The organism is Burkholderia sp. BC1 (assembly GCF_052683555.1).
The window spans coordinates 59,152-81,312 of sequence record NZ_JBQYLP010000014.1 but is presented as its reverse complement, the minus strand read 5'-3'; the positions used below and the strand labels follow the sequence as shown (position 1 = coordinate 81,312).

26 protein-coding genes, 2 pseudogenes and 1 riboswitch are annotated in these 22,161 nt (G+C 65.4%); of the genes and pseudogenes, 25 read left to right on the top strand and 3 right to left on the bottom strand.

All coding sequences use genetic code 11. The features are described from left to right. Window positions 1-264: 264 nt before the first annotated feature. Window positions 265-606, bottom strand: a complete 342-nt coding sequence (locus ACSHSS_RS09720) for a hypothetical protein (RefSeq protein ID WP_249485367.1) — start codon at window positions 604-606, stop codon at window positions 265-267. Window positions 607-1,011: 405 nt separating this feature from the next. On the opposite strand from ACSHSS_RS09720, the gene ACSHSS_RS09715 reads away from it, so the two are divergent. From ACSHSS_RS09715 to ACSHSS_RS09635, 17 genes and pseudogenes are all read left to right on the top strand, one after another. Further along, window positions 1,012-1,710 (top strand): hypothetical protein, encoded by a 699-nt coding sequence (locus tag ACSHSS_RS09715; protein ID WP_445544883.1) that lies wholly within the window; start codon window positions 1,012-1,014, stop codon window positions 1,708-1,710. 260 nt (window positions 1,711-1,970) lie between these two features. Further along, window positions 1,971-2,288, top strand: a complete 318-nt coding sequence (locus ACSHSS_RS09710; RefSeq protein WP_445544882.1) for a hypothetical protein — start codon at window positions 1,971-1,973, stop codon at window positions 2,286-2,288. Further along, a complete protein-coding gene (locus tag ACSHSS_RS09705) occupies window positions 2,288-2,581 on the top strand; it encodes a hypothetical protein (RefSeq protein ID WP_249481959.1) in 294 nt (97 codons plus the stop codon). Before ACSHSS_RS09710 ends, ACSHSS_RS09705 begins: the two co-directional genes overlap by 1 nt. A 208-nt stretch (window positions 2,582-2,789) precedes the next feature. After that, window positions 2,790-2,912 carry a hypothetical protein gene (locus ACSHSS_RS09700; protein WP_261520099.1) on the top strand — a complete coding sequence of 41 codons (123 nt, stop codon included), beginning with the start codon at window positions 2,790-2,792 and terminating at the stop codon, window positions 2,910-2,912. Beyond that, window positions 2,887-3,144: pseudogene (locus ACSHSS_RS09695) on the top strand (hypothetical protein). Before ACSHSS_RS09700 ends, ACSHSS_RS09695 begins: the two are co-directional and overlap by 26 nt. Next, window positions 3,125-3,898: a DNA-methyltransferase gene (locus tag ACSHSS_RS09690; protein WP_445544881.1), complete on the top strand. Its 774-nt coding sequence runs from the start codon at window positions 3,125-3,127 to the stop codon at window positions 3,896-3,898. Before ACSHSS_RS09695 ends, ACSHSS_RS09690 begins: the two are co-directional and overlap by 20 nt. A 21-nt stretch (window positions 3,899-3,919) precedes the next feature. Beyond that, on the top strand, window positions 3,920-4,384 hold the full coding sequence (locus ACSHSS_RS09685; protein ID WP_445544880.1) for a hypothetical protein: 465 nt from the start codon (window positions 3,920-3,922) through the stop codon (window positions 4,382-4,384). After that, complete coding sequence (locus ACSHSS_RS09680) at window positions 4,377-4,871, top strand: HNH endonuclease (protein WP_217104206.1); 495 nt, start codon at window positions 4,377-4,379, stop codon at window positions 4,869-4,871. Before ACSHSS_RS09685 ends, ACSHSS_RS09680 begins: the two co-directional genes overlap by 8 nt. 225 nt (window positions 4,872-5,096) lie before the next feature. Beyond that, the gene (locus ACSHSS_RS09675) at window positions 5,097-5,759 is read left to right on the top strand and encodes a hypothetical protein (protein WP_445544879.1); all 663 of its coding nucleotides are present in this window, start codon (window positions 5,097-5,099) and stop codon (window positions 5,757-5,759) included. After that, window positions 5,749-6,207 carry a hypothetical protein gene (locus tag ACSHSS_RS09670; RefSeq protein WP_217039045.1) on the top strand — a complete coding sequence of 153 codons (459 nt, stop codon included), beginning with the start codon at window positions 5,749-5,751 and terminating at the stop codon, window positions 6,205-6,207. The genes ACSHSS_RS09675 and ACSHSS_RS09670 overlap by 11 nt, the downstream gene beginning before the upstream one ends. Then, a complete protein-coding gene (locus ACSHSS_RS09665; protein ID WP_054316245.1) occupies window positions 6,200-6,478 on the top strand; it encodes a hypothetical protein in 279 nt (92 codons plus the stop codon). The genes ACSHSS_RS09670 and ACSHSS_RS09665 overlap by 8 nt, the downstream gene beginning before the upstream one ends. Next, a complete protein-coding gene (locus ACSHSS_RS09660) occupies window positions 6,475-6,732 on the top strand; it encodes a hypothetical protein (RefSeq protein WP_217039043.1) in 258 nt (85 codons plus the stop codon). Before ACSHSS_RS09665 ends, ACSHSS_RS09660 begins: the two co-directional genes overlap by 4 nt. Continuing rightward, complete coding sequence (locus ACSHSS_RS09655) at window positions 6,729-7,055, top strand: hypothetical protein (protein WP_445544878.1); 327 nt, start codon at window positions 6,729-6,731, stop codon at window positions 7,053-7,055. Before ACSHSS_RS09660 ends, ACSHSS_RS09655 begins: the two co-directional genes overlap by 4 nt. Beyond that, entirely contained in the window at window positions 7,055-7,342 is a 288-nt protein-coding gene (locus ACSHSS_RS09650; protein WP_217019880.1) for a hypothetical protein, read from the top strand. Before ACSHSS_RS09655 ends, ACSHSS_RS09650 begins: the two co-directional genes overlap by 1 nt. 3 nt (window positions 7,343-7,345) lie before the next feature. Next, on the top strand, window positions 7,346-7,750 hold the full coding sequence (locus ACSHSS_RS09645) for a hypothetical protein (protein ID WP_445544877.1): 405 nt from the start codon (window positions 7,346-7,348) through the stop codon (window positions 7,748-7,750). Beyond that, window positions 7,747-8,175: a hypothetical protein gene (locus ACSHSS_RS09640; protein WP_445544876.1), complete on the top strand. Its 429-nt coding sequence runs from the start codon at window positions 7,747-7,749 to the stop codon at window positions 8,173-8,175. Before ACSHSS_RS09645 ends, ACSHSS_RS09640 begins: the two co-directional genes overlap by 4 nt. After that, window positions 8,172-8,420, top strand: coding sequence for a helix-turn-helix transcriptional regulator (locus tag ACSHSS_RS09635; protein ID WP_217019874.1), 249 nt, complete (start codon window positions 8,172-8,174; stop codon window positions 8,418-8,420). Before ACSHSS_RS09640 ends, ACSHSS_RS09635 begins: the two co-directional genes overlap by 4 nt. Here ACSHSS_RS09635 and ACSHSS_RS09630 read toward each other — a convergent pair. Then, entirely contained in the window at window positions 8,405-9,466 is a 1,062-nt protein-coding gene (locus ACSHSS_RS09630) for a tyrosine-type recombinase/integrase (RefSeq protein WP_445544875.1), read from the bottom strand. The two genes, ACSHSS_RS09635 and ACSHSS_RS09630, sit on opposite strands and share 16 nt — an antisense overlap. Before the next feature lie 805 nt (window positions 9,467-10,271). Between ACSHSS_RS09630 and ACSHSS_RS09625 the strand changes: the two genes are divergently transcribed. The 7 genes from ACSHSS_RS09625 to ACSHSS_RS09595 all read left to right on the top strand — a co-directional run bounded on the left by ACSHSS_RS09625 (window position 10,272) and on the right by ACSHSS_RS09595 (window position 17,736). Next, complete coding sequence (locus tag ACSHSS_RS09625; protein ID WP_006401155.1) at window positions 10,272-11,297, top strand: LacI family DNA-binding transcriptional regulator; 1,026 nt, start codon at window positions 10,272-10,274, stop codon at window positions 11,295-11,297. A gap of 66 nt (window positions 11,298-11,363) precedes the next feature. Then, window positions 11,364-12,392, top strand: coding sequence for an ABC transporter substrate-binding protein (locus tag ACSHSS_RS09620; RefSeq protein ID WP_054316243.1), 1,029 nt, complete (start codon window positions 11,364-11,366; stop codon window positions 12,390-12,392). 6 nt (window positions 12,393-12,398) lie between these two features. Further along, window positions 12,399-13,223, top strand: a complete 825-nt coding sequence (locus ACSHSS_RS09615; protein WP_445544874.1) for an ABC transporter permease — start codon at window positions 12,399-12,401, stop codon at window positions 13,221-13,223. An 11-nt stretch (window positions 13,224-13,234) separates the two neighbouring features. Further along, window positions 13,235-14,131 carry an ABC transporter permease gene (locus ACSHSS_RS09610; protein WP_045594049.1) on the top strand — a complete coding sequence of 299 codons (897 nt, stop codon included), beginning with the start codon at window positions 13,235-13,237 and terminating at the stop codon, window positions 14,129-14,131. A 13-nt stretch (window positions 14,132-14,144) separates the two neighbouring features. Next, a complete protein-coding gene (locus tag ACSHSS_RS09605) occupies window positions 14,145-15,176 on the top strand; it encodes an ABC transporter ATP-binding protein (protein ID WP_369716840.1) in 1,032 nt (343 codons plus the stop codon). 53 nt (window positions 15,177-15,229) lie between these two features. After that, window positions 15,230-16,054, top strand: coding sequence for a phosphodiesterase (locus tag ACSHSS_RS09600; RefSeq protein WP_445544873.1), 825 nt, complete (start codon window positions 15,230-15,232; stop codon window positions 16,052-16,054). A gap of 482 nt (window positions 16,055-16,536) precedes the next feature. Then, complete coding sequence (locus ACSHSS_RS09595; protein WP_006408886.1) at window positions 16,537-17,736, top strand: MFS transporter; 1,200 nt, start codon at window positions 16,537-16,539, stop codon at window positions 17,734-17,736. A gap of 595 nt (window positions 17,737-18,331) precedes the next feature. Here ACSHSS_RS09595 and ACSHSS_RS09590 read toward each other — a convergent pair. Next, window positions 18,332-19,307 (bottom strand): annotated as a pseudogene (locus ACSHSS_RS09590) (EamA family transporter); the annotation flags it as partial. 507 nt (window positions 19,308-19,814) lie between these two features. Beyond that, a riboswitch (TPP riboswitch) is annotated at window positions 19,815-19,932 on the top strand. 120 nt (window positions 19,933-20,052) lie between these two features. Between ACSHSS_RS09590 and thiC the strand changes: the two are divergent. Continuing rightward, a complete protein-coding gene (gene thiC / locus ACSHSS_RS09585) occupies window positions 20,053-21,984 on the top strand; it encodes a phosphomethylpyrimidine synthase ThiC (protein WP_006401164.1) in 1,932 nt (643 codons plus the stop codon). The last annotated feature ends 177 nt before the right edge of the window (window positions 21,985-22,161 follow it).

Sequence of the window (22,161 nt, the reverse complement as noted above, 5' to 3'; positions counted from 1 at the left end):
TGCCGTGCCCCCACGATCAAGCAATCTCGGCGCATTACTGTTCACGCGTCATCCAATAAGCCCGCGCTCTGCGGGCTTATTTGCGTCCGCAGCGCCGGGCCTCCTGAGATTCCAGTAACGAGCAAGACTCTTGAGTCCCGAAACAGGACACAAAAGTCTTGACAATGAGTCATATATGTCCCAAGATTCAACCCAACGCAGCACCGAACGCTGCGCCACCGCCGAAGCGGACCGCTCTTTAACAACACGATGCTCAGGACAGGGTTAGATCGCAGCACGGACCGCCGTTCGGACGATTCCGAAGAACCCGATGCCACCGAGGACCGCGCCCGCGAAGTCCAACGCGATACCCGAGGCCTTCGGCTTCCACCGATGCAGAGTGATCTTCATATTGAGGTGAAGATTGACCGCCTGTTGGCGTGGGTGATTGATCCATTCGCCTACGCCGACCAGAAACAGCCCGATTGAAAGCAGGAGGAGTGATGCGTTCGAGATCACGAGCAAGTTCACGGTGATCGACAACACGAAAAGCGCCAAAGAGAGCGGTATAAGCATCTTGTACCAGTGGTCGAGAGTCAGATTCTTGAAGACGTTTAAAGCTTCCAATGGCGGCCCCTGTGTGCTGGATTGTGTGTTTGGCGACTGCATTCTATGCACATAACCAAAGGGGCCGCCACCCTTCCCTGAGCATCGTGTGCAACTAGTGCGCCGGGACCCGCAAGGGAGCAACCGGCCGGCTCTACGGTGTAGCCGAGAAACGGGGTAGCGCCCGACACCGATCAACAGCCTTCAGTGAGGGCGCCTCAAGCCGGCGCGGCGGCTCTAAATAGCCCGTAACTGCATACGGTCTCCGTTTGGTGGAATCGAGGCGCCCTCCCTGAGTGCTGTATTTGCGACTGCGCTGATCGAATGGCATTGCTCGCAGTGCCATTCCTTGAGCGCAGTCAAGCGGCAAGAGATAAATCCGACACCAATTCGATTTGGAGTCCTGCTCATATACAGGATACGACGATGACAACCGACACGAATACCACCGCTCCGCGCTTTACCGTCACGCTCGCCGCGCTTCGCAAAGCTCGCGCGTGCTACGACGGCTACAACAAGCTCGTTCGCTCGCTCCAGGGGCAGCCTTTCACCGATGAGGATGAGGGCCGAGAAAGCTACATCCGCTTCCGGCATGACGCCGAAATCCCCCTGCTCGACATCCTCAAGAGCAACGGCTTCGATGATGCGATGTGGTCGCTTCGCTGCGTATCCGGCGCTGATCGCGATATTCGGCTGTTCGCCGTCTGGTGCGCGCGGCAGGTCGAACACCTGATGCAAGATCAGCGCAGCAAAGACGCATTGGACGTCGCGGAGCGCTTCGCTAATGGTGATGCGTCAGACGAAGAATTAGCCGCCGCATGGGACGCCGCACGGGCCGCCGCAGGGGACGCCGCACGGGCCGCCGCAGGGGCCGCCGCACGGGCCGCCGCACGGGCCGCCGCAGGGGACGCCGCATGGGACGCCGCATGGGACGCCGCATGGGACGCCGCACGGGCCGCCGCAGGGGCCGCCGCACGGGCCGCCGCAGGGGACGCCGCATGGGCCGCCGCACGGGCCGCCGCATGGGCCGCCGCATGGGACGCCGCACGTGAGGCGCAGGCTGAAATGTTCGAGCGCATGTGCCTTGGGACGGCTCCGTGGCAACAGGAAAAGGTTGCCGCCTGACCAACCGCGCCCGCCCTGCGGGCAATCACACCACACAGAGGACAGACCATGAAATACGCAGCAGCACTTTTACTGACCGCCCTTGTGGCGTGCACTTCTCAGCCGGTTACGACGATTGGCGTGGGTGGAGTCTGGAATACGCAGGACCATCAAGCGACCGGCGGAAACGGCGGTCATGGTGGAAACGGAAATGCTGGTGGCCGCGGCGCGAGTGGCAACGGCGCAGGGGCTGCGTCGGGCGGCATGGGGCGGAGGTAAGCATGCACAAGGCTACCACCATGCCGGAGCTCGAGGCCTGCGGATGGTTCGTGCGCACGAAGCGCACCGACGTCGATCCGTCTGGCTTGCTCGTCGCCGACTGCTCGGCGGCAAACGAGCGCGGCTCAATGCTAGCGACGTTGTTCGCTGCCGCTCCCGATATGGCCGACATCCTCGAAATCATCGCCGCCGACGCTGATGCCGGGACGATCATGCTCACCTCCGGTGTCCGTCTTGCGATCGACGCGGCGCTGATCAAAGCCGGCCGGAAGAAGGCGCCGGAGCCGGTGCGGCATTTCACGATCAATGGAGGCGTCTGATGGCACTCACCCCAGAGAAGCGCGAAGCCCTGAAGCTCGCGCGCAAGCGCATTCAAAGCCGGAAAAACCGGTTCATCTGTCATGCACTGCGCTTCGTCAGCATCCGCCATCCTCACCTACGCGCGGCATGTGCTTCGCTGGAGAGATACATCGCCCAACAGATCGGGGGCGAGCGATGGACGTTGGAGACGTGGCAAGACGCCAACGGGTTCGGCGATCGCGTTGAGGAACAACGTCGACAAGACCGCATCGCGTGGATCGACTGGATGCTCGACGAGCCGAAGGAGGCATGATGCGCACCTCTCTCAACAGCCTATCTCCTGTATTGCGCGATTACAAACAATCGTCTGTATCGCGTGCGCAAAACGACAACGCCCTGCTCGCCTCATGTGAACAGGTTCACGGGTATGTCGCCAAGGGAAGCGCTGTCGCATTCGCGTACGGAGTCGCGATCGGTTGCGTCTGGTTTCTCTGCGCCGCATATCGCGCAGGAGCGCTGACATGGCCTTTCTGAAGATCTGGATCGGCGCGGCACTGGCGATCGCCCTTTTTCTGGCGATGCAGGTAGTGCTGGAGCAGCGAGCCGAGCGTTTCGAGCGTGCTCCCACCGTGCAACGCACGTAGCAGTCTCCTTCAGCGTCGCGCGTGCATTACTGGCCCTCGGATGCGCGACGTGTTTTTCAGGGGCGGAAGTTTCGCCCCGCTTTTCTCAACCGGCGTCATCGGTGGGTGCTCGGAGTGACGGGTGGGCGCCGTCACAAACTGAATAGGTCTGCAGCGCAGCCGGCTTTCATGCTACCCAACGCTGCCATATGCGAGCCGAGCACCCACCCCTGATGCTGATGCAACGAATTGAGGATGCGATGACCGATTGGATCGACCGCTGCCACTTCGGCGACTGCCGCGACCTGATGCCACAACTTCCGGAAGCGATCGCCGATGCGATCGTTACCGATCCGCCTTATGGCGATACGAGCCTTCTGTGGGACAAGCGCTGCGAAGGCTGGACCGACCACATCGCACGCATTTTGAAGCCGGCAGCCAGCGTCTGGGTCTTCGGCAGCATGCGTTTCATCGCGGCACTGTTCGCCGACATGGAGCGCGTCGGTTTCCGGTACGCGCAGGACATCGTATGGGAGAAGCAGAACGGCTCCAGTTTCCATGCCGATCGCTTTCGGCGCGTCCATGAGCATGCCATCCAGTTCTACCGCGGCGCGTGGACGGATGTGTTCAAAGAACCGCAATACACGAACGACGCGCGCGCGAAAGTTGTTCGGCGCAAAACACGCCCCACGCACACCGGGCATATCGATGCCGGTCACTACGTCAGCGAGGACGGCGGCCCGCGCCTGGTTCGCAGCGTGATCGACGTGGCGAACGAGCACGGGAAAGCCGTGCACCCCACGCAGAAGCCGCTCGGCATCCTCGCGCCGCTGATCGCGTACTCAGTGCCTCCGGGCGGCGTTGTGCTCGATCCGTTCATGGGCTCCGGTTCGACGGGCATCGCTGCGCGACAGCTCGGCCGGCACTTCATCGGCTTCGAAAACGATCCCGCCTGTTTCGAAATGCAATCCGAGCGGTCGCGCCAAAGCGATCTCGCGCTCGCCTGATCACCTGAGGACCACACCACCATGAACGACCAACAACATAGCAGCGCTGATGCGCTGACGGACGAATTCGTGAAGCGCGCTTTCTACGCTGCCGACTGCGGGACGTGGTACGAAATGTACCCGTCCGCTGCAATGGACGTCGCGCGCGAAATCCTCGCCGCATCCCCTGTCGAGCAGCCCGAGCAGGACGACGGCGTGCCCGAATGCAACGGGTCGCACGATGCCGGGCAGATCGCAGCGGGCGACGCAGAGTGCACTGCGTGCGCTGGCGAGCACCCCGCACCCTCGCCGGCGGACGAGCGGGCGGCACTTGCCAAGTTGCGCGCGGAAATGTTCGACTGGCTCGCGTCGTGCACGAAAGAGCACATCGACGGCAAGATCGAATTTATCAATCGCGTGACCGAAGGCTTTGCGGCGATCTACGCCCGCTCGGCAGCATCGCCCGCTGCGTCGGTCCCCAAGCGCGGAGACGACGAAGATGCCTAAGAACTATCGCATCCCCGACCTGTTTTCCTACTACGAGATTGATTCGAACGGATGTTGGCTATGGAAGGGAGCGGTAGGTTCGGAAGGCTATGGGACGAATCGAAGGAATGGCAAGACGGTTCGCATGCATCGGGCGTATTACGAGCAGTTTGTCGGGCCCATCCCTGACGGCATGCAGATTTGCCATCGCTGCGATGTGCGCAGATGCGTAAATCCGAATCACCTTTTCCCGGGCACTAACCAAGACAACGTTGACGATCGCGAAGCGAAGGGGCGGAACAAGCTGCCGCCGAAGGGCGAGCGCCACAACAAGGCGAAATTGACTGAAGCCCAAGTATTGGAAGCTCGTCGGTTGTGGAGCGAAGGATTCGCTATCAGGGCATTGGCCAGATCGTACCAAGTCGATCGCAAGACCATGAGCTGTGCCATCAAAGGAAAGCACTGGAAGAACGTTGGAAAGGAGCCAAACGATGAGCCACACGCATGACGTATTGAGGCGCCTGCTTCACATCTTGGAATCTGGTCGAGCGCTGAACGGGATTAGCAACGACCGGGCAACTGTATATGCAGGGGCACTGCGAGAAATCCTGGAATCCCCGCAACCCGCGCAGGCAGACGCACCGGCAGACACGGCGTGCCCGCACGCCGGCGTGCACCGCTACTGTATGAGTTGCCCCGTCTCGCCATGCCCCATCGGCCTCGGAGAAAAGAAATGACGGACCCGAACCACGACATCGTTCCTACGCTGCGCATGTTCGACGGCGTGATGACTGGATTGGCCGCAGACGAAATCGAACGGCTGCGAAAACGCGTCGCCGAGTTGGAGGCTGACGCAGAGGCAGAGGCGCGCGAGCCGCACTCAGATGATGTCGCCGTCGATTCCTTCGCCGCCGCGATGAAGCACAAACTCGCGCTGGCCCGCGCCAAGGGCCGTGGTGGGTGGGAAACGTGCAGCCCTGCCGACCTGTCGCGGATGCTGCGCGAGCATGTCGAGAAAGGCGACCCGCGCGACGTGGCGAACTTCTGCATGATGCTGTGGCATCACGGTTCGCCGATCGTCAGCGCCCCCGCCGATTCGGGAGAGGCGCGCCTGACGGACGAGCCGAGCCTCACGAATCCGCTCACGCCGTACGGAATGCTCGTGCGCGCGCTCCGGATCGTCACCGGCACGGTGCTTGGCGATATGGCGCAGCATCTCGGATGCAGTCCGGCCGCGCTATCGGCGGTCGAATTCGGGCGTAAGCCGCTCACGGCCGTGATGGTCGCCGACACGGCTGCGTACTTCGCCAGTGTCGGTATTCCCGACACGCTTCACGCATTGAGCGCCGCATGGCGCGCCCACGCCCTTGTCGACGGAGCTGACCATGCCGCATGACAACGTGCTGACCGCCGCCGCGCGTGCCGCGATCATGGACGCCTGCCAGAGCATTTCGCGCAGCGTCGATGCCCTGAAGGAGTGCCATACCGTCGACGGCGATTGGGGCGACGACGGGGACGCGAAGGCGTTCTACGACGCCGAACTGCGCCTGCTCGGCCGGCTGACCGCCCTTCTCGCCCCCACGCAGCAGCCGAGCGGCGAGGTGAAGGACGATCCGATCACGGCACTCCTGGCGATGCACGCTGAAGTCCTTGACCAGAATGAGTACGCCTACTTCGAATTGGCATACACACGTCGAACCGAATGGATGGCGTGGATCTGTTCGAACCACCGCGACGATGATCCGAATCGCAAGGTACTCGCGCGCGGCCAAGGCAGCACTCCGCACGAAGCCTGTGCCGCCGCCATCGACGCCGCCCGCGCCCAAGGAGGCGACCATGAGTGAGCCGATTCTGTCGCGTGAGCAGGTGCTCAAGATCGTCCGCAAAACGCTGAAAGAAAACAACGACCGGGACAAGCTGTCGTCGGCTTCCTTCATGAAGTTGTATGCGGCGTTTGAGGAAGCTTGGATCGCGAAGCTTGGCGAGCCGCGCGCATTCCTTTCATGGAAGGACGGGGATGGCTACGGGTTCTGGGATACGAAAGACGAGGCAGAACTCGCGAGCGCGCACGACTTCGAGCCGGAACCGCTCTACACCCTCAAGGGCCAAACATGAAGATCACCGATGAAGTTAGCCTGTATTACATGCGTGACAACCACACATTCAAGCGCCTCACCGGCCCCGTCGAAGACATGCTAGCGCAGGTCATGGCTGAATTCGACGACGGCTTCACGGGCGGCATGTTGTGCACAAAGAGCCTGCCCGACCTCGGTAATGTGCATGCCTACGGCACAGCTGATCGTCAGCGCTTCCAGAACGAAGCGCGCGAGTGGTTGTTTGCCGCAAAAATCAGGAGCGAGTTGCCATGAAGATCACCGATGACATGCTGACGGAGTGGCGGAAGGAGTTCGAGGCGGAATTCCCGATGCCGCCGGACTGCATCTGGACAGGGAAGGGCTATTCCCAAACCCGTTACGACGCATGGCGCGCTCAAGAGTACGCGCATATGTGGAACGGATTCGTAGCCGCCCGCCGCACCACGCCCGACAGGGAGGCGGTTATCGAGGAGTGCGCCGCGATTGCAGAGCGGACCTACGCGAAGGACGCATTCCGGTTTGAACTCGGGACTGAATCCGCACGAGCTATCCGCGCCATCAAGACCGCCCCCACTAGCGATAAGGGAGGTGCGTGATGATCGTCCGCGAAACCATCGACCTCTTCGGCGAAAAGATCGTCGAGCGTATCAGCGAGGCTGCGCCCGGCCGCAAACCGACTCAGCCGAAAGGTTACGCCGCTCAACCTGGCACCGGACCTACTGGCGAGACGTGCAAGACCTGCGCACACAAACGCTCGACTGAAGGTCACACGGCCAAGGTCTATTGGAAATGCAACCTCATGCAACATGCGTGGACCGGCGGTCCCGGATCAGACATCCGGATGCGCTCGCCTGCATGTGCCCGTTGGATGAAGGGAGACTAGCCGATGATCGACCAAGACAAGATGCGGACGCTCGCGAAGCGGCTTAGCGAAGTTTCGGCCGTCTATAGCAAGGGGCAAGTTGCAGACATACACGAAGCCGCCGACGCCATCGACGCCCTACTGAACCGTGTTTCTCAGCTCGAAGCGGCGCGAATCGGCTATGCCAACGAGTTCCCTATGGACGCTGAAGGCTTGCCGAATGTCGGAAGCATCCACGAGAACATCCGCAAGCTCAAGGCCGAGCTGGAAGCCGCTGCGGCGGATAAGCGGGATCAGTTCGCGCGGCTGCTGACGATTATCGAAAAGGACAGCGAGTGGGCTGATGCGCGGGCCGTTGATTGGACGCGCGGCGTCCTGATGGCTACGCTGAAGGTCGCCCTCGCGCAACGACAGGGAGAAGGATCGTGAGAGTGCTACTTGAGCGACTAAGGAATATGACATACCGCGTATCGAAATATGACGCGGCCAGAATAGAAGAAGCGATCGCGGTGATTGAGAAGATGCAAAAAACCCGTTTGCAGGCAATTATTGAAGCTATCGAAGGTGAATGCGAAGGCCTCGCGATTGACGAGAACCAAGCCGCGCGCATCCTGATGCATCTTGACAGCACGTCTCAGAATGGGATTGTTCCCCGTGCATCCTCTCGGACTGAGAAGCCCGTAGTGACCCCAGTCGGCTGGAGGCTCATGCCAACATCGCTAACACTGGGGATGCGCATGGCAATGGCTAAATCCGCAGCTGAGTACATGCGGAGCACTGGAGGTAACAGCCTTGATGTGATTTATGAGGCCGCTATCTCATCCGCCCCTGCTAGTGAGGGAGAGCAGAAATGAGCGAAATCACCGAACTGGCTCAGGAAATCGCCGCACGCCTGACGCCACACGCACTGTGGGATTTGGCCGAACTGGCGAAGTACCTGCACCGCAGCGAGCAGCACACGCGCCAGTGGATCATCACGCAGGAGGGCTTTCCGCGCCCGATCCGCATTCCGTCAGGTAAGAGCGCGACCGAGCGCGCCCGCCCGCTTTGGCGCGCGAAAGACGTGATCGCGTGGGCCGAATCTCACGTCGAAGCCTGATGGAGTTTGTCGGCAAGATCAGCGGCATGTGGCGCGTAGTAGACCGCCTGAAGGATGCGCAGGTCGCGATGGCCGCTGATCTTCGCCAGCTCCATCACATTGAAGATTTTCGACAGGCGGGTGAGCGCCTCTCGGCGCGCGTCGTGGAAATGCAGGTCGCGCAGGGCCGCGGACGTCTTCGCCTTTCGAAATAGAGCGTCGCGCGACTGCGCGTCGACGCCGAACACGTTCCCATCGAATTCCTTCTTCAGCGGATCGAGCTGCTTGAGCACCGCGAGCGCGCGGGGCGACAGCGGCACATCGCGGGCCACGCCGGTTTTCGTGCGTGGCAAGTGCACATAGCGTTTCTTCAGGTCGACCTCATCCCACGTCATTCCCTCGATCTCGCCGGCGCGCATCGCCGTTTCGATCGCGAATACAAGCATCGCGCCGATGCGCGCCGACTTTGTGACCGGCGTCTCGTCCGCTCGGTAGCCGAGGCGCTCGAGCAGCAATTCGACCTCTTCATCGGTAATGCGTCGCTTGCGCGGCTCCGGCTCGGTCGGTCGGCGCATTCCAGTCAGCGGGCTTTCGGTGATCCACTTCCACTCATCACGCGCGGTCGTGAACACGTGCGACAACAAGTTGATCTCACGCAGTACCGTCGCCGTTCCGACCTTGCCTCGGCCGGACTTTTCGTCGCCATCGAGACGCGCGTCGCGCCACCGCCCCATGTGCTCGGCCGTCACATCGGCGAGCGGCATCGCGGCAAGCTCCGGGAAATCACGGACGAATGCTGCGAAGCGGATCGCTTCCCATCGCGCGGTGCGCTTCGTCGGGCTGACGCGTTTCTCGTACTCGCGCAGAGCATCTGCAAGCGTATGTTTCGTGCCCGGTGTCAGCTTGCCGACATTGATCTCGTGCTCGATCCGTGTAGCCCATGCGACAGCATCTGCCTTGCTCGCGAACGTCTCGGACATGCTGACGCCCTTGCGGCGTACCTGCGCGCGCCATACGACACCGCGCTTCGTGTATGTCGCCATCCTGCCCCCCTTGGTGCAAATCATGGTGCATTTCTGGTGCACGCGGGTGCAAAAACGGCTTGTTTTCGCTACAACGCGGCTACCTTCTTGGATCGGGAAGATAGCACGGAAATCCTTGCTGGGATTGGATTTGCTACGGGCAGGATAGCTTGCGCTACATAATGGGATGGTGCCGGGGACCGGACTCGAACCGGCAAGCCAGTTAAGGCGGCGGATTTTCGTCACACTGCTTCTTTCGAAGCCGACGTCGTCTGAACGACATCGTTCGTGCGCTGGACTATGCCTTCGCCGTCGCGCGCGGGCGTGCTGCGTACCCGTGCGCCTTAGGCGCCCCCCGTCTAGTCTCTACACCTTCCTCGCGGTACCCGCGAGGCTTGGCTCGGCGTTGCCTCGATGCGCACATCAGGGGTTTCGCCGAATTTGAAGGGTTCTGCACCGACCGTTTCCGGCCGGGCACTCAATCGTTTAAGTCCGCTATGTTTACCAATTTCATCACCCCGGCAACAGGGCGGACGCGATTCTACCATTGGTCGCGCGTGCGTTCCCCGATTCAGGCATGCCGCGCACCGTCGAAGCATGCTCTCGCGTCCGCCGGCACCGATGCGCTGCCGGAATAATCCGCCGTAACCGACGCCAATCCCGCGAGCGCATGCGGTTTCGCCCCGCATCGACGCATCCGCCGATACAATCGGGACTGCCTCTCCGACGCGCCGACCGTCTTGCGCGCGGCGCACACGCACACCGCGATACGCCCCCTTCACGCGTCATCGACAGGTCACAAACGTTTTCGATAATCAACGCGCCGAAAACGTTTACATCGCGTGACCTCATGACCTCGACCATCAAGGATGTCGCCGCACTCGCCGGCTTTTCGATCGCCACCGTGTCGCGCGCGATCAATGCGCCGCATACCGTCAGTCCGGCGACGCTCGAAGCGATCCGCACCGCGATCGATACGCTGCGCTTTCGTCCGAGTCCGCTCGGCCGGCAACTGCGCGGCGAGCGCACGCGGCTCGTCGGCGTCGTCGTGCCGACGCTGTCGAATCCCGTATTCGCCGACTGCCTGCTCGGCATCGACGAGCTTGCGACCGCGGCAGGCTTCAAGCTGATCCTGATGACCACCGAATACGACGCGGCGCGCGAACGTCACGCGATCGAGACGCTGCGCGAGCAACGCGTCGAAGGCCTGATCCTGACGGTCGCCGACGCCGACACGCATCCGCTGCTCGACATGCTCGATCGCGACGGACCGCATTACGTGCTGATGCACAACGACACGCAGCGCCGGCCGTCGGTGTCGGTCGACAACCGGCACGCCGCATACGACGGTGTGCGGCTGCTCACCGCGCGCGGCCATCGCCGCGTGCTGATGCTCGCGGGCTCGCTCGCCGCATCCGATCGCGCGCGCCAGCGCCATCTCGGCTATGCGCAAGCGCTCGCCGAAAGCGGCGTCGCGACGCTGCCGCCCGTCGAAGTCGACTTCAACGCGCCCGAACTGCCCGACGCGGTGCTCGCGCATCTGACCGCGCACGCGACGCGTCCGACCGCCCTCTTCTGCAGCAACGACCTGCTCGCGATGGTCGTGATGCGCGGGCTGCGCCGCGCCGGTTTCTCGATCCCGGACGACCTGTCGGTACTCGGCTTCGACGGCATCGACATCGGCGAGCTGCTCGCGCCGCCGCTCGCGAGCGTCGCGACGCCGAACCGCGACATCGGCCGCCATGCATGGCGACGATTGATCGACGCGATCGGCGGCGCCGCGATCGAACGCACGTCGCTGATCCTGCCGCACGCGGTGCGCGACGGCGCGACCGTCGCCCCGCCCGCGGCCGACGTGCAACTGCGTCGCGCGTAAACCCGCGCGCCGCGTGCTGCATGCGGCGCGCGGTGACGTCCCCTTTCTTCGTCCGGAGACCTGATCGTGCCTTTCCGTCTGACCTCGCTGCTGCGCGCGCTCGCCGCGCCGCTCGCCTGCGCCGCGCTCGTCGCCGGCGCGAACGCCGCTCGCGCCGACGAAACGGCGATCTGCTACAACTGTCCGCCCGAATGGGCCGACTGGGCCGCGCAGATCGCGGCGATCAAGCAGAAGACCGGCATTCGCGTGCCGTTCGACAACAAGAACTCGGGTCAGGCGATCGCACAACTGATCGCCGAACAGAAGAGCCCGGTCGCCGACGTCGTCTATCTCGGCGTCTCGTCCGCATTCCAGGCGAAGGACAAGGGCGTGATCGCGCCGTACAAGCCCGCGCACTGGAACGACATCCCCGCGAACCTGAAAGACCCGCAGGGCTACTGGTTCGCGATTCATTCGGGCACGCTCGGCTTCTTCGTCAACAAGGACGCGTTGGACGGCAAACCGGTGCCGCGCTCATGGGCCGATCTGCTGAAGCCCGAATACAAGGGGATGGTCGGCTATCTCGATCCGTCGAGCGCATTCGTCGGCTATGCGGGCGCGGTCGCCGTCAACCAGGCGCTCGGCGGCAGCCTCGACAACTTCAAGCCGGCGCTCGACTGGTTCCGCAAGCTGAAGGCGAACGCGCCGATCGTGCCGAAGCAGACCGCGTATGCCCGCGTGCTGTCGGGCGAGATTCCGATTCTGCTCGACTACGACTTCGACGCATACCGCGCGAAATACAAGGACAACGCGAACGTCGAGTTCGTGATCCCGAAGGAAGGCACGATCGCGGTGCCCTACGTGATGAGTCTCGTGAAAGGCGCGCCGCACGACGCGAACGGCAAAAAGGTGCTTGATTTCGTGCTGTCCGACGAAGGCCAGAAGCTGTGGGCGAACGCGTATCTGCGGCCGGTGCGCGCACAGACGCTGCCCGCCGACGTCGCGACGAAGTTCCTGCCCGCGAGCGACTATGCGCGCGCGAAGCCGGTCGACTTCGGCAAGATGGCGGCCGGCCAGCAGGCGTTCGGCCAGCAGTATCTGCAGGTGATGCAGTAAGCGCCGATGCTTGATCTGACTTTTCCGCTGCGTTGGCGCATCGCGCTCGTCGCGCCGGCGCTCGCGGTGTTCGCCGCATTCTGGCTGCTGCCGATGGTCGCGCTCGTGCAGGTCTCCGCCGACGGCGGATTCGTCGCGCGGTACGCGGCGCTGCTCGGCAACGCGCGCTACATGAAAAGCCTCGGCGCGACCGTCGCGCTGTCCGCGGGCGTCACGCTCGCGACGCTCGCGCTGTCGACGATTTCCGGCCTGCTGCTCGCGCGCCGCGAATTCGCCGGCAAGCGCGTGCTGCTCGCGCTGCTGACCTTTCCGCTCGCGTTCCCGGGCGTCGTCGTCGGCTTCATGGTGATCATGCTGGCCGGGCGGCAGGGATTGATCGGCGTGTTGTCCGCGAAGCTGACCGGCGACAAGTGGGTGTTCGCGTATTCGATCGCGGGGCTGTTCGTCGGCTACCTGTACTTCTCGATTCCGCGCGTGATCGTCACCGTGATCGCGGCCGCCTCGAAGCTCGATCCGTCGCTCGAGGAAGCCGCGCGTTCGCTCGGCGCATCGCCGTGGCGCATCTTCGCCGACATCGTGCTGCCCGCGCTCGCGCCGGGGCTGATCGCGGCCGGCGCGATCTGCTTCGCGACCGCGATGGGCGCGTTCGGCACCGCGTTTACGCTCGCGACCGATCTCGATGTGCTGCCGATGACGATCTATACCGAGTTCACGCTGAACGCGAACATCGCGACGGCGGCCGGACTGTCGATCGTGCTCGGCCTCGTCACATGGGCCGTGCTCGCGCTCGCGCGCCGGTTCGCCGGTCACACCGCCGCTGCCGCGGCCTGAGGAGGCATTCGATGCCATCGCTTTCCGATTCTTCCGCGCCGCCGCGCGCCGCGTCGTCGGCGCGCGCGGCCGGCCGTTCGCGTCGCGTGCCGCGCCGGGCCGGCGGCCGCGCGATCGCCGCGCTGCAATGGAGCGTCACGCTGCTGCTCTGCGCGTTCCTGATCGTGCCCGTCGCGATGTCGGTGCTCGCGGGCCTGACCGTCAACTATTTCCGCGGGCTGTCGAGCGGCCTCACGCTGCGCTGGCTCGAACAGGTGTGGCAGCAGTACCACGGCTCGATCTGGCTGTCGCTCGCCGTCGCGTTCGCGACGCTCGCGATCGTGCTCGTCGTCGGCGTGCCGGCCGGCTATGCGCTCGCGCGCAGCCGCAGCCGCGTCGCGCGCGTGATCGAGGAAGCGCTCGTGCTGCCCGTCGCGCTGCCGGGCCTCGCGTCGGCGCTCGCGCTGCTGATCGTCTACGGCGGCTTCACCGCATTCCGGATGAGTCTGTGGTTCATCGTCGCCGGCCACGTCGTGTTCACGCTGCCGTTCATGGTGCGCGCAGTCGCGGCCGTCGCGGCGAGCGCGGACCTGCGCACGCTCGAGGAAGGCGCGGCGAGCCTCGGCGCGTCGTTCGCCACGCGTTTCGCGACGATCGTGCTGCCGAACCTGCGCCCCGGCATCGTCGCGGGGGCGCTCGCGGTGCTCACGCTATCGATCGGCGAATTCAATCTCACGTGGATGCTGCATACGCCCGACACGAAGACGCTGCCGGTCGGTCTCGCCGATACCTATGCGTCGCTGCGTCTCGAAGTCGGCAGCGCCTACACGATCCTGTTCCTGCTGATGACGCTGCCGCTGCTCGTCGCGATGCAATGGCTCGGCGTCGATCCGTCCGGCACGCGCGCGTCGAAGCGGCGCGCACGCTGATCTTTCCGTTCCGATGAAACTCGATTCCATTCCCATTACGCTGACCCGCTGCGCGAAGACGTTTCGCGGCACGCGCGTGCTCGGACCGCTCGACCTGTCGATCGGCGCGGGCGAGACGCTCGTGCTGCTCGGCCCGTCCGGTTGCGGCAAGACGACGACGCTGCGCCTGATCGCGGGCCTCGACACGCCGGATGCCGGCGGCACGATCGCATTCGGCGACGACGACGTGACCGCGCTGCCGATCGAGCGTCGGCAGGTCGGCATGGTGTTCCAGAACTACGCGCTGTTTCCGAACCTGACGGTGCGCGGCAACGTCGGCTACGGGCTGAAGATTCGCCGCACCGAGCCGCGTGCGCTGCGCGCGCGTGTCGACGAGCTGCTCGCGATGATGCGGCTCGACGCGCATGCGGACAAGCCGATCGATCAGCTGTCCGGCGGACAGCGTCAGCGCGTCGCGCTCGCACGCGCGCTCGCAGTCGGCCCGCGTGTGCTGCTGCTCGACGAACCGCTGACCGCGCTCGATGCGAAGCTGCGCGACGCACTGCGCCGCGAGATGAACGCGCTGCTGCGCGCGCTCGGCGTGACGACCGTCTACGTGACGCACGATCAGGCCGAAGCGATGGAGCTCGGCGACCGGATCGTCGTGATGGGCGCCGGGCGCATCGAACAGATCGGCACGCCGCGCGACGTCTACTACCGCCCCGCGAACCGCACGGTCGCGCAATTCATCGGCACGCTGAATCGCGTTGCAGGACAATGGCGGGACGGCGCGCTGGTCACGACGGGCGGCGCGATCGCGACGCCGCATGCGGGCGACGAATGGTTCTTCCGTCCCGAGGACGCGCAGCTCGCCGATCCGGCCGATGCACCGTTGCGCGGCACGGTCGGCGCATGTGCGTTCCTCGGCGAGCGCACGCGGCTGACGATCGAGGATGCGGCGCCCGACGCGCTCGTGATCGACGTGCCGGGCCGCATCGCGCTTGCACGCGGCACCGCGGTCGGCCTGTCGATCGCGACCGACGGGCTGATCGCGCTCGGCGCATGAGCGGCGCGCCTCGCGCGCACCCACGATAACGACATCCCTCCGAGGAACCGACGATGCTGCTTGCTCAAATCAGCGATCTCCACATCAAGCGTCCGGGCCAGCTCGCGTACCGGCGCGTCGACACCGCGGCCGCGCTCGCGCGCTGCGTCGCGAAGCTGAATGCGCTCGTGCCGCGCCCCGATGCGGTGCTCGTCACGGGCGACCTGACCGATTTCGGCCATGACGACGAATACCGACACCTGCGCGATCTGCTCGCGGCGCTCGAGATTCCGTACTACCTGATGGTCGGCAATCACGACGATCGCGCGGCGCTGCGTCGCGCGTTCGCGGATCGCCACGAACTGCAGCACGGCGAATTCGTGCAGTACGCGCTCGACATCGGCGCGGTGCGCGTGCTCGCGCTCGATTCGCAGGTGCCGCGCACGAGCGGCGGCGACCTGTGCGATGCGCGGCTCGGCTGGCTCGCCGCGCAGCTCGACGCCGCGCGCGACCGGCCGACGATCGTCGCGTTGCATCATCCGCCGTTCGTGTCGGGCATCGCGCACATGGATGCATTGCGGCTCGCACCGAGCGCGGCCGCGAAGCTCGATGCGCTGCTGCGCGGCTATCCGAACGTCGAGCGCGTGCTCTGCGGGCACGTGCACCGGACGATGTTCACGCGCTTCGGCGGAACGCTCGCGTCGGCGGTGCCGGCGCCTGCCCATCAGGTCGCCTTCGACCTGCGCGCGGACGGGCCGTCCGCGTTCCGGCTCGAGCCGCCGGCGTTCGCGGTCCACCGGTACGCGCCGGACACCGGGATGGTTTCGCATCACGTGTACGTCGACGAGGGCGACGGGCCGTATCCGTTTTACGAGCCGTCCGGCGAACTGGTCGACTGATGCGGTTGGGGCGTGCGACGCCGGCGGCGATGACGCATCGGCGACACGCGCGCATCGCGGTTCACTGGGTCGCGATCGCAGGGCATGTCGCCGCGGGCGTGGTTCGCAGCGCTCCGGTATGTCGACGAGCGGGAGATCATCCATGCGGGTTGGTCCGCGCCGCCGCCCCCCGACCGCAATGCCGCATCCGCTGCCGCTACGCGTCGCGGGTCGCAATCGCACGGCATGCAGCCGCCGGCATGGTTCCCAGCGCTTCCGGTATGCCGACGAACGGCGCGACCGACGCGATTCGCCCACGCCAATGCTTGACCGCCGTGCCGCATCGGCACCCCGGCCCTTGTGGACCATACTCCCGCCCAATCAGGCCGCCGGCACGATTCGCGGCGCTCCGGTATGATCGGCACCCTCGATCGACGTCCGGCTGCGCCCGCGCCCGCCACGGCCGCGCGCGCCGCGACGCGCTCCTTTCGTCCCGTGCAGCCATGTCCATCGCTTCGTCCGACCGTCCGACCGACGCCGCCTCGCCCCACTACTCGCGCAGCCTGCTGTTGCTGCTTGCGACGATCGCGGGCGTGTCGGTCGCGAACATCTATTACAACCAGCCGCTGCTCGACAGCTTCCGCTCGGCGTTTCCGCAAGGCGCATCGTGGATCGGCGCGGTGCCGACCGCGACGCAGCTCGGCTACGCGGCCGGCATGTTCCTGCTCGCGCCGCTCGGAGACCGCTTCGATCGCCGCACGCTGATCCTGCTGCAGATGGCGGGCCTGTCGGTCGCGTTGATCGCGGCCGCCAGCGCGCCGTCGCTCGTCGTGCTCGCGGCGGCGAGCCTCGCGATCGGCGTGCTCGCGACGATCGCGCAGCAGGCCGTGCCGTTCGCGGCCGAGATCGCGCCGCCGGCCGAGCGCGGCCATGCGGTCGGCACCGTGATGAGCGGCCTGCTGATCGGCATCCTGCTCGCGCGCACGGCCGCCGGTTTCGTCGCCGAATACTTCGGATGGCGCGCGGTGTTCGGCGCATCGGTGGCCGCGCTCGTCGTACTGGCAGTCGTCATCGTGCTGCGGCTGCCGCGCAGCTCGCCGACCTCGACGCTGTCGTACGGCAAGCTGCTCGGCTCGATGTGGCATCTCGTGGTCGAATTGCGCGGGCTGCGCGAAGCGTCGCTGACGGGCGCCTCGCTGTTCGCGGCGTTCAGCGCGTTCTGGCCGGTGCTGACGCTGCTGCTTGCAGGACCGCCGTTTCATCTCGGCCCGCAGGCGGCCGGCCTGTTCGGCATCGTCGGCGCGGCGGGCGCACTCGCAGCACCGTATGCGGGACGCTTCGCCGACACGCGCGGGCCGCGCGCGATCATCTCGCTCGCGATCGCGCTGCTGGCCGTCTCGTTCGTGATCTTCGCGCTGTCGGGCACGAGCCTCGTCGGGCTCGTGATCGGCGTGATCGTGCTCGACGTCGGCGTGCAGGCCGCGCAGATTTCGAACCAGTCGCGCATCTACGCGTTGAAGCCGGAAGCGCGCAGCCGCGTGAACACGGTCTACATGGTGTGCTATTTCATCGGCGGCGCGCTCGGCTCGTCGGTCGGCGTTATGGCCTGGCGCGCAGCCGGCTGGCTCGGCATGTGCGCGGCCGGACTGCTGTTTACCGCGCTCGCCGGCGCGTTCCACTACGTCGGCGGCAAGCGCGGCTGAGCGCCGCCGCCGCGCGCGGGGCGGGCGCCTTACGCGTCCGCGCGCTGCGGTGAGGACTCGCGCGCAGGCCGCGGCGCAAGTGGCGACAACGTGTCGGGCGTCGCCGCGTGGGGTGCTGCTGCATCGACTGCCGCTGTGCCGGCCGTCGCGGCGTCGACCGCTGCAGCACCGGCTGCCGCTGCATAGGCTGCCGCCGCGCCAACGACTGCTTCGCGTATTACCGCTGCATCGACTGCCGAAGCATCAACGACCGCTTCGCCTGCTGCCGCTGCGCCGGCTCCCGCAGCATCAACAACCTCTTCGTGCGCTGCCGCTGCACCGGCTCCCATAGCATCAACAACGCCTTCGTGCGCTGCCGCTGCACTGGCTCCCGTAGCATCAACAACGCCTTCGTGCGCTGCCGCTGCACCGGCCGCCGCAGCATCGACCACGCCTGCACCCGCTACCGCCGCACCGGCCGCCGCGCCATCCGGCGCAGCATTCGCCACCGCACTCGCCGCCGATACGGCGGCCGCCGTCATACCGGGCGCAACGTCCGGCATCGCGGCGGGCACGGGCACTGCGATCGGCTCGTACGCCGACGCGCCATCAGCCGCCGACGCAGTCGCAGCAACCGGCGAACCGGCCGCGGCCGCTGCCGGCCGACGCGCCGGATCGAACAGGAACGACAGCCCGACGCTGCCGAGGATCGCGACGGTCGCGACGACGGTCGCCATCGTCACCGGCTCGCCGAGCATCAGCGCGCCGAGCGCCACGGCGACGATCGGATTCACGTACATGCAGCTGCTTGCGATGATCGGGCTCGTGTGCCGGATCAGATAGCCGTACGCGACGTACGCGGCCATCGTGCAGAACACCATCAGATAGACGAACGCGAACACCGGCGCGACCGCGAGGTGTTCGACATGCTCGCCGAGCAGCCATGCGGCGAGCGTCGACATCAGCCCGCCGAGGCCGATCTGCAGCGACGTCGAAAGAAACAGGTCGGACGGCAGTTTGAGCCGCGTCGCGAGATGCGCGCCGCCTGCCCAGAACAGCGCGCCGGCCAGCACGCTGATCGTGCCGAGCGCCGAGTTTTCGGCGGCGGCGCCGCCCGAATTCAGCACGACGATCCCGACCATCCCGAGCGCGACGGCCGCCCACTCGCCTTTCGTCACGCGCCGCCCGGCGACCGCCGCGATCACGGTCGCGAACAGCGGCACCGTCGCGACCATCACCGCGGCCGAACCGCTGCTGACCGTGCGCATCCCGAGCGCGATCGTGCCGGACGACAGCGCGACGAGCATCGTGCCCACGATCGCCGCATTACGGATCTCGACGAGCGTCGGCCATTCGGGCTTGCGGCGCAGCGCGAAGACGAACAGGCCGATCCCGCCGAGCAGGTTGCGCAGCCCCGACAGCAGCAGCGGCGGGAACGACTGCAGCGCGAAATGCAGCCCGCTGTACGTCGAACCCCAGACGAAATAGATGAAGACGAGCGCGAGCGCAACGCGGCCGCCGCGGCTTTGCGGCAGACGAATCCGCAGCGGGAAGCGCGCGAGGAAATCGAGCAGACGGTCGAGCGGCGTCATGGCCTGACCGCCCGCACGTCGCGCCGCGTGCTCCGCCGAAAGACGCCGGCGACGCCGGCAAGCGGCCCTGACAGGGCCGGGAAAGCGAAAGCGGACGTGCGGAACGACATGACAGTGCGAACGGCGACGAATGAAAACCGGCAGGCGGCGGCAGAGGGACAAAAAAACGTGCGCAACCGCAACGGCTGCGCACGCTCGGCATTATGGCACCAAGGATTCGAAAGCATCGCCTGACACTGCTGAAAGGAACAGGACTGACGTTTCGGCGCGACATTTCGGCGGCCGGCGCGCGTGTCGAACGCCGCAAAGCGGCGACGCCCGTCGAAACGATCGCGATCCCGAAGTTTTCCGCACACGCCGCACGGCACGATGCTGCACTGCGCAGCCGCCGGCACACGCGCGCGTCGCGCAGTGCGTGGGAGGCGCGCGCTCGCGATGCTGCGCGCGCACGTCGCGCCGCGGCCGGTTCCGGTTGAATCCGCCGCGAAGCCGGTGTATCGTGTGCCCTTGCTAACGCGGGGGTCCTGCAATGCTCCCGGTCGAAACGGCCGGCATTGTGGGTGAGAAATACCCTTTGAACCTGATCTGGATAATGCCAGCGCAGGGAAGCGTACGGGCTTCGCCGCCATCCCTCTGACGAAACCCGCCGCCTCACCAAACTCGTCTCCTGCTTAGCTCGAGCCCCCATTCGTCACGGGGCCCGGGTGAACGCCAAGGCGCCCACTCGGGCCGACAAGGAGATTGCATGAACGCCAATCCGAAGTTTCTGTCTGCCGACGCCCACGTCGACGCTGCTGCCGTCGCGCCGCTGCCCAATTCGCGGAAAGTCTATGTGACGGGTTCGCAGCCCGACATCCGCGTGCCGATGCGCGAGATCACGCAGGCCGACACGCCGACCGGCTTCGGCGGCGAAAAGAATCCCCCGATCTACGTCTACGACACGTCGGGCCCGTACACCGATCCGGACGCCAAGATCGACATCCGCGCGGGCCTGCCGGCGCTGCGTCAGCGCTGGATCGAGGCACGCGGCGACACCGAAACGCTGCCCGGCCTGTCGAGCCAGTACGGCCGCGAGCGCGCGGCCGATCCGGCCACCGCCGACCTGCGCTTCCCGGGCCTGCACCGCAATCCGCGCCGCGCGCGCGCCGGCAAGAACGTGACGCAGATGCACTATGCGCGTCAGGGGATCATCACGCCGGAGATGGAGTTCATCGCGATCCGCGAAAACCAGCGCCGCGCCGAATACCTCGAGAGCCTGAAGGCGAGCGGCCCGAACGGTGCGAAGCTCGCCGCGATGATGGGCCGCCAGCATCCGGGGCAGGCGTTCGGCGCCGCGGCATTCGGCGGCAACGCGCCGAGCGAGATCACGCCGGAATTCGTGCGCGACGAAGTGGCGCGCGGCCGCGCGATCATCCCGGCCAACATCAATCACCCGGAATCGGAGCCGATGATCATCGGCCGCAACTTCCTCGTGAAGATCAACGCGAACATCGGCAACTCGGCCGTCACGTCGTCGATCGGCGAGGAAGTCGACAAGATGACGTGGGCGATCCGCTGGGGCGGCGATACGGTGATGGATCTGTCGACCGGCAAGCACATCCATGAAACGCGCGAGTGGATCATCCGCAACAGCCCGGTGCCGATCGGCACGGTGCCGATCTACCAGGCGCTCGAGAAGGTCAACGGCAAGGCCGAGGAACTGACCTGGGAAATCTTCCGCGACACGCTGATCGAGCAGGCCGAGCAAGGCGTCGACTACTTCACGATCCACGCCGGCGTGCGCCTGCAGTACGTGCCGCTCACCGCGAACCGGATGACGGGCATCGTGTCGCGCGGCGGCTCGATCATGGCGAAGTGGTGTCTCGCGCATCACAAGGAAAGCTTCCTCTACGAACACTTCGAAGAGATCTGCGAGATCATGAAGGCGTACGACGTGAGCTTCTCGCTCGGCGACGGTCTGCGCCCCGGCTCGATCTACGACGCGAACGACGAAGCGCAGCTCGGCGAGCTGAAGACGCTCGGCGAGCTCACGCAGATCGCGTGGAAGCACGACGTGCAGGTGATGATCGAAGGTCCGGGCCACGTGCCGATGCAGCTGATCAAGGAAAACATGGATCTGCAGCTCGACTGGTGCAAGGAAGCGCCCTTCTACACGCTCGGGCCGCTGACGACCGACATCGCGCCGGGATACGACCACATCACGTCGGGCATCGGCGCCGCGATGATCGGCTGGTTCGGCACCGCGATGCTCTGCTACGTGACGCCGAAGGAACACCTCGGTCTGCCGAACAAGGACGACGTGAAGGAAGGCATCATCACGTACAAGCTCGCCGCGCATGCCGCCGATCTCGCGAAGGGTCATCCGGGCGCGCAGGTGCGCGACAACGCGTTGTCGAAGGCGCGCTTCGAGTTCCGCTGGGAAGACCAGTTCAACCTCGGCCTCGATCCGGACAAGGCGCGCGAATTCCACGACGAAACGCTGCCGAAGGATTCGGCGAAGGTCGCGCACTTCTGCTCGATGTGCGGCCCGCACTTCTGCTCGATGAAGATCACGCAGGACGTGCGCGAGTTCGCAGCGCAGCAGGGCGTGTCCGAAGCCGACGCGCTGCAGAAAGGGATGGAAGTGAAGGCCGTCGAGTTCGTGAAGAGCGGCTCGGAAATCTATCACCGTCAGTAACGCACGGCGCGCCGCGGCGCGCACGTCGTTCGTCGAGCCCGCCTTCGCGCGGGCTTTTTTTGCGCGCCCGCTCGCATCGCGCGTGCCTGTGCGTACGGACGAAACAATTCATTACGAAACGCGTAGGGGCTTAACAAGTCCTTACAGCAGCACCGCGGGCGCGCGCGTAGATTGAAT

What these genes read in the sequence shown, in the direction of transcription:
- ACSHSS_RS09625 (WP_006401155.1), top strand. Translation starts at nt 10,272, where the DNA reads ATGACCTCGACCATCAAGGATGTCGCCGCACTCGCCGGCTTTTCGATC.
- ACSHSS_RS09630 (WP_445544875.1), bottom strand. Translation starts at nt 9,466, where the DNA reads ATGATTTGCACCAAGGGGGGCAGGATGGCGACATACACGAAGCGCGGT.
- ACSHSS_RS09690 (WP_445544881.1), top strand. Translation starts at nt 3,125, where the DNA reads ATGCTGATGCAACGAATTGAGGATGCGATGACCGATTGGATCGACCGC.
- ACSHSS_RS09710 (WP_445544882.1), top strand. Translation starts at nt 1,971, where the DNA reads ATGCACAAGGCTACCACCATGCCGGAGCTCGAGGCCTGCGGATGGTTC.
- thiC (WP_006401164.1), top strand. Translation starts at nt 20,053, where the DNA reads ATGAACGCCAATCCGAAGTTTCTGTCTGCCGACGCCCACGTCGACGCT.
- ACSHSS_RS09660 (WP_217039043.1), top strand. Translation starts at nt 6,475, where the DNA reads ATGAAGATCACCGATGAAGTTAGCCTGTATTACATGCGTGACAACCAC.
- ACSHSS_RS09675 (WP_445544879.1), top strand. Translation starts at nt 5,097, where the DNA reads ATGACGGACCCGAACCACGACATCGTTCCTACGCTGCGCATGTTCGAC.
- ACSHSS_RS09680 (WP_217104206.1), top strand. Translation starts at nt 4,377, where the DNA reads ATGCCTAAGAACTATCGCATCCCCGACCTGTTTTCCTACTACGAGATT.
- ACSHSS_RS09665 (WP_054316245.1), top strand. Translation starts at nt 6,200, where the DNA reads ATGAGTGAGCCGATTCTGTCGCGTGAGCAGGTGCTCAAGATCGTCCGC.
- ACSHSS_RS09670 (WP_217039045.1), top strand. Translation starts at nt 5,749, where the DNA reads ATGCCGCATGACAACGTGCTGACCGCCGCCGCGCGTGCCGCGATCATG.
- ACSHSS_RS09645 (WP_445544877.1), top strand. Translation starts at nt 7,346, where the DNA reads ATGATCGACCAAGACAAGATGCGGACGCTCGCGAAGCGGCTTAGCGAA.
- ACSHSS_RS09595 (WP_006408886.1), top strand. Translation starts at nt 16,537, where the DNA reads ATGTCCATCGCTTCGTCCGACCGTCCGACCGACGCCGCCTCGCCCCAC.
- ACSHSS_RS09715 (WP_445544883.1), top strand. Translation starts at nt 1,012, where the DNA reads ATGACAACCGACACGAATACCACCGCTCCGCGCTTTACCGTCACGCTC.
- ACSHSS_RS09635 (WP_217019874.1), top strand. Translation starts at nt 8,172, where the DNA reads ATGAGCGAAATCACCGAACTGGCTCAGGAAATCGCCGCACGCCTGACG.
- ACSHSS_RS09605 (WP_369716840.1), top strand. Translation starts at nt 14,145, where the DNA reads ATGAAACTCGATTCCATTCCCATTACGCTGACCCGCTGCGCGAAGACG.
- ACSHSS_RS09600 (WP_445544873.1), top strand. Translation starts at nt 15,230, where the DNA reads ATGCTGCTTGCTCAAATCAGCGATCTCCACATCAAGCGTCCGGGCCAG.
- ACSHSS_RS09700 (WP_261520099.1), top strand. Translation starts at nt 2,790, where the DNA reads ATGGCCTTTCTGAAGATCTGGATCGGCGCGGCACTGGCGATCGCCCTT.
- ACSHSS_RS09705 (WP_249481959.1), top strand. Translation starts at nt 2,288, where the DNA reads ATGGCACTCACCCCAGAGAAGCGCGAAGCCCTGAAGCTCGCGCGCAAG.
- ACSHSS_RS09650 (WP_217019880.1), top strand. Translation starts at nt 7,055, where the DNA reads ATGATCGTCCGCGAAACCATCGACCTCTTCGGCGAAAAGATCGTCGAG.
- ACSHSS_RS09610 (WP_045594049.1), top strand. Translation starts at nt 13,235, where the DNA reads ATGCCATCGCTTTCCGATTCTTCCGCGCCGCCGCGCGCCGCGTCGTCG.
- ACSHSS_RS09655 (WP_445544878.1), top strand. Translation starts at nt 6,729, where the DNA reads ATGAAGATCACCGATGACATGCTGACGGAGTGGCGGAAGGAGTTCGAG.
- ACSHSS_RS09615 (WP_445544874.1), top strand. Translation starts at nt 12,399, where the DNA reads ATGCTTGATCTGACTTTTCCGCTGCGTTGGCGCATCGCGCTCGTCGCG.
- ACSHSS_RS09685 (WP_445544880.1), top strand. Translation starts at nt 3,920, where the DNA reads ATGAACGACCAACAACATAGCAGCGCTGATGCGCTGACGGACGAATTC.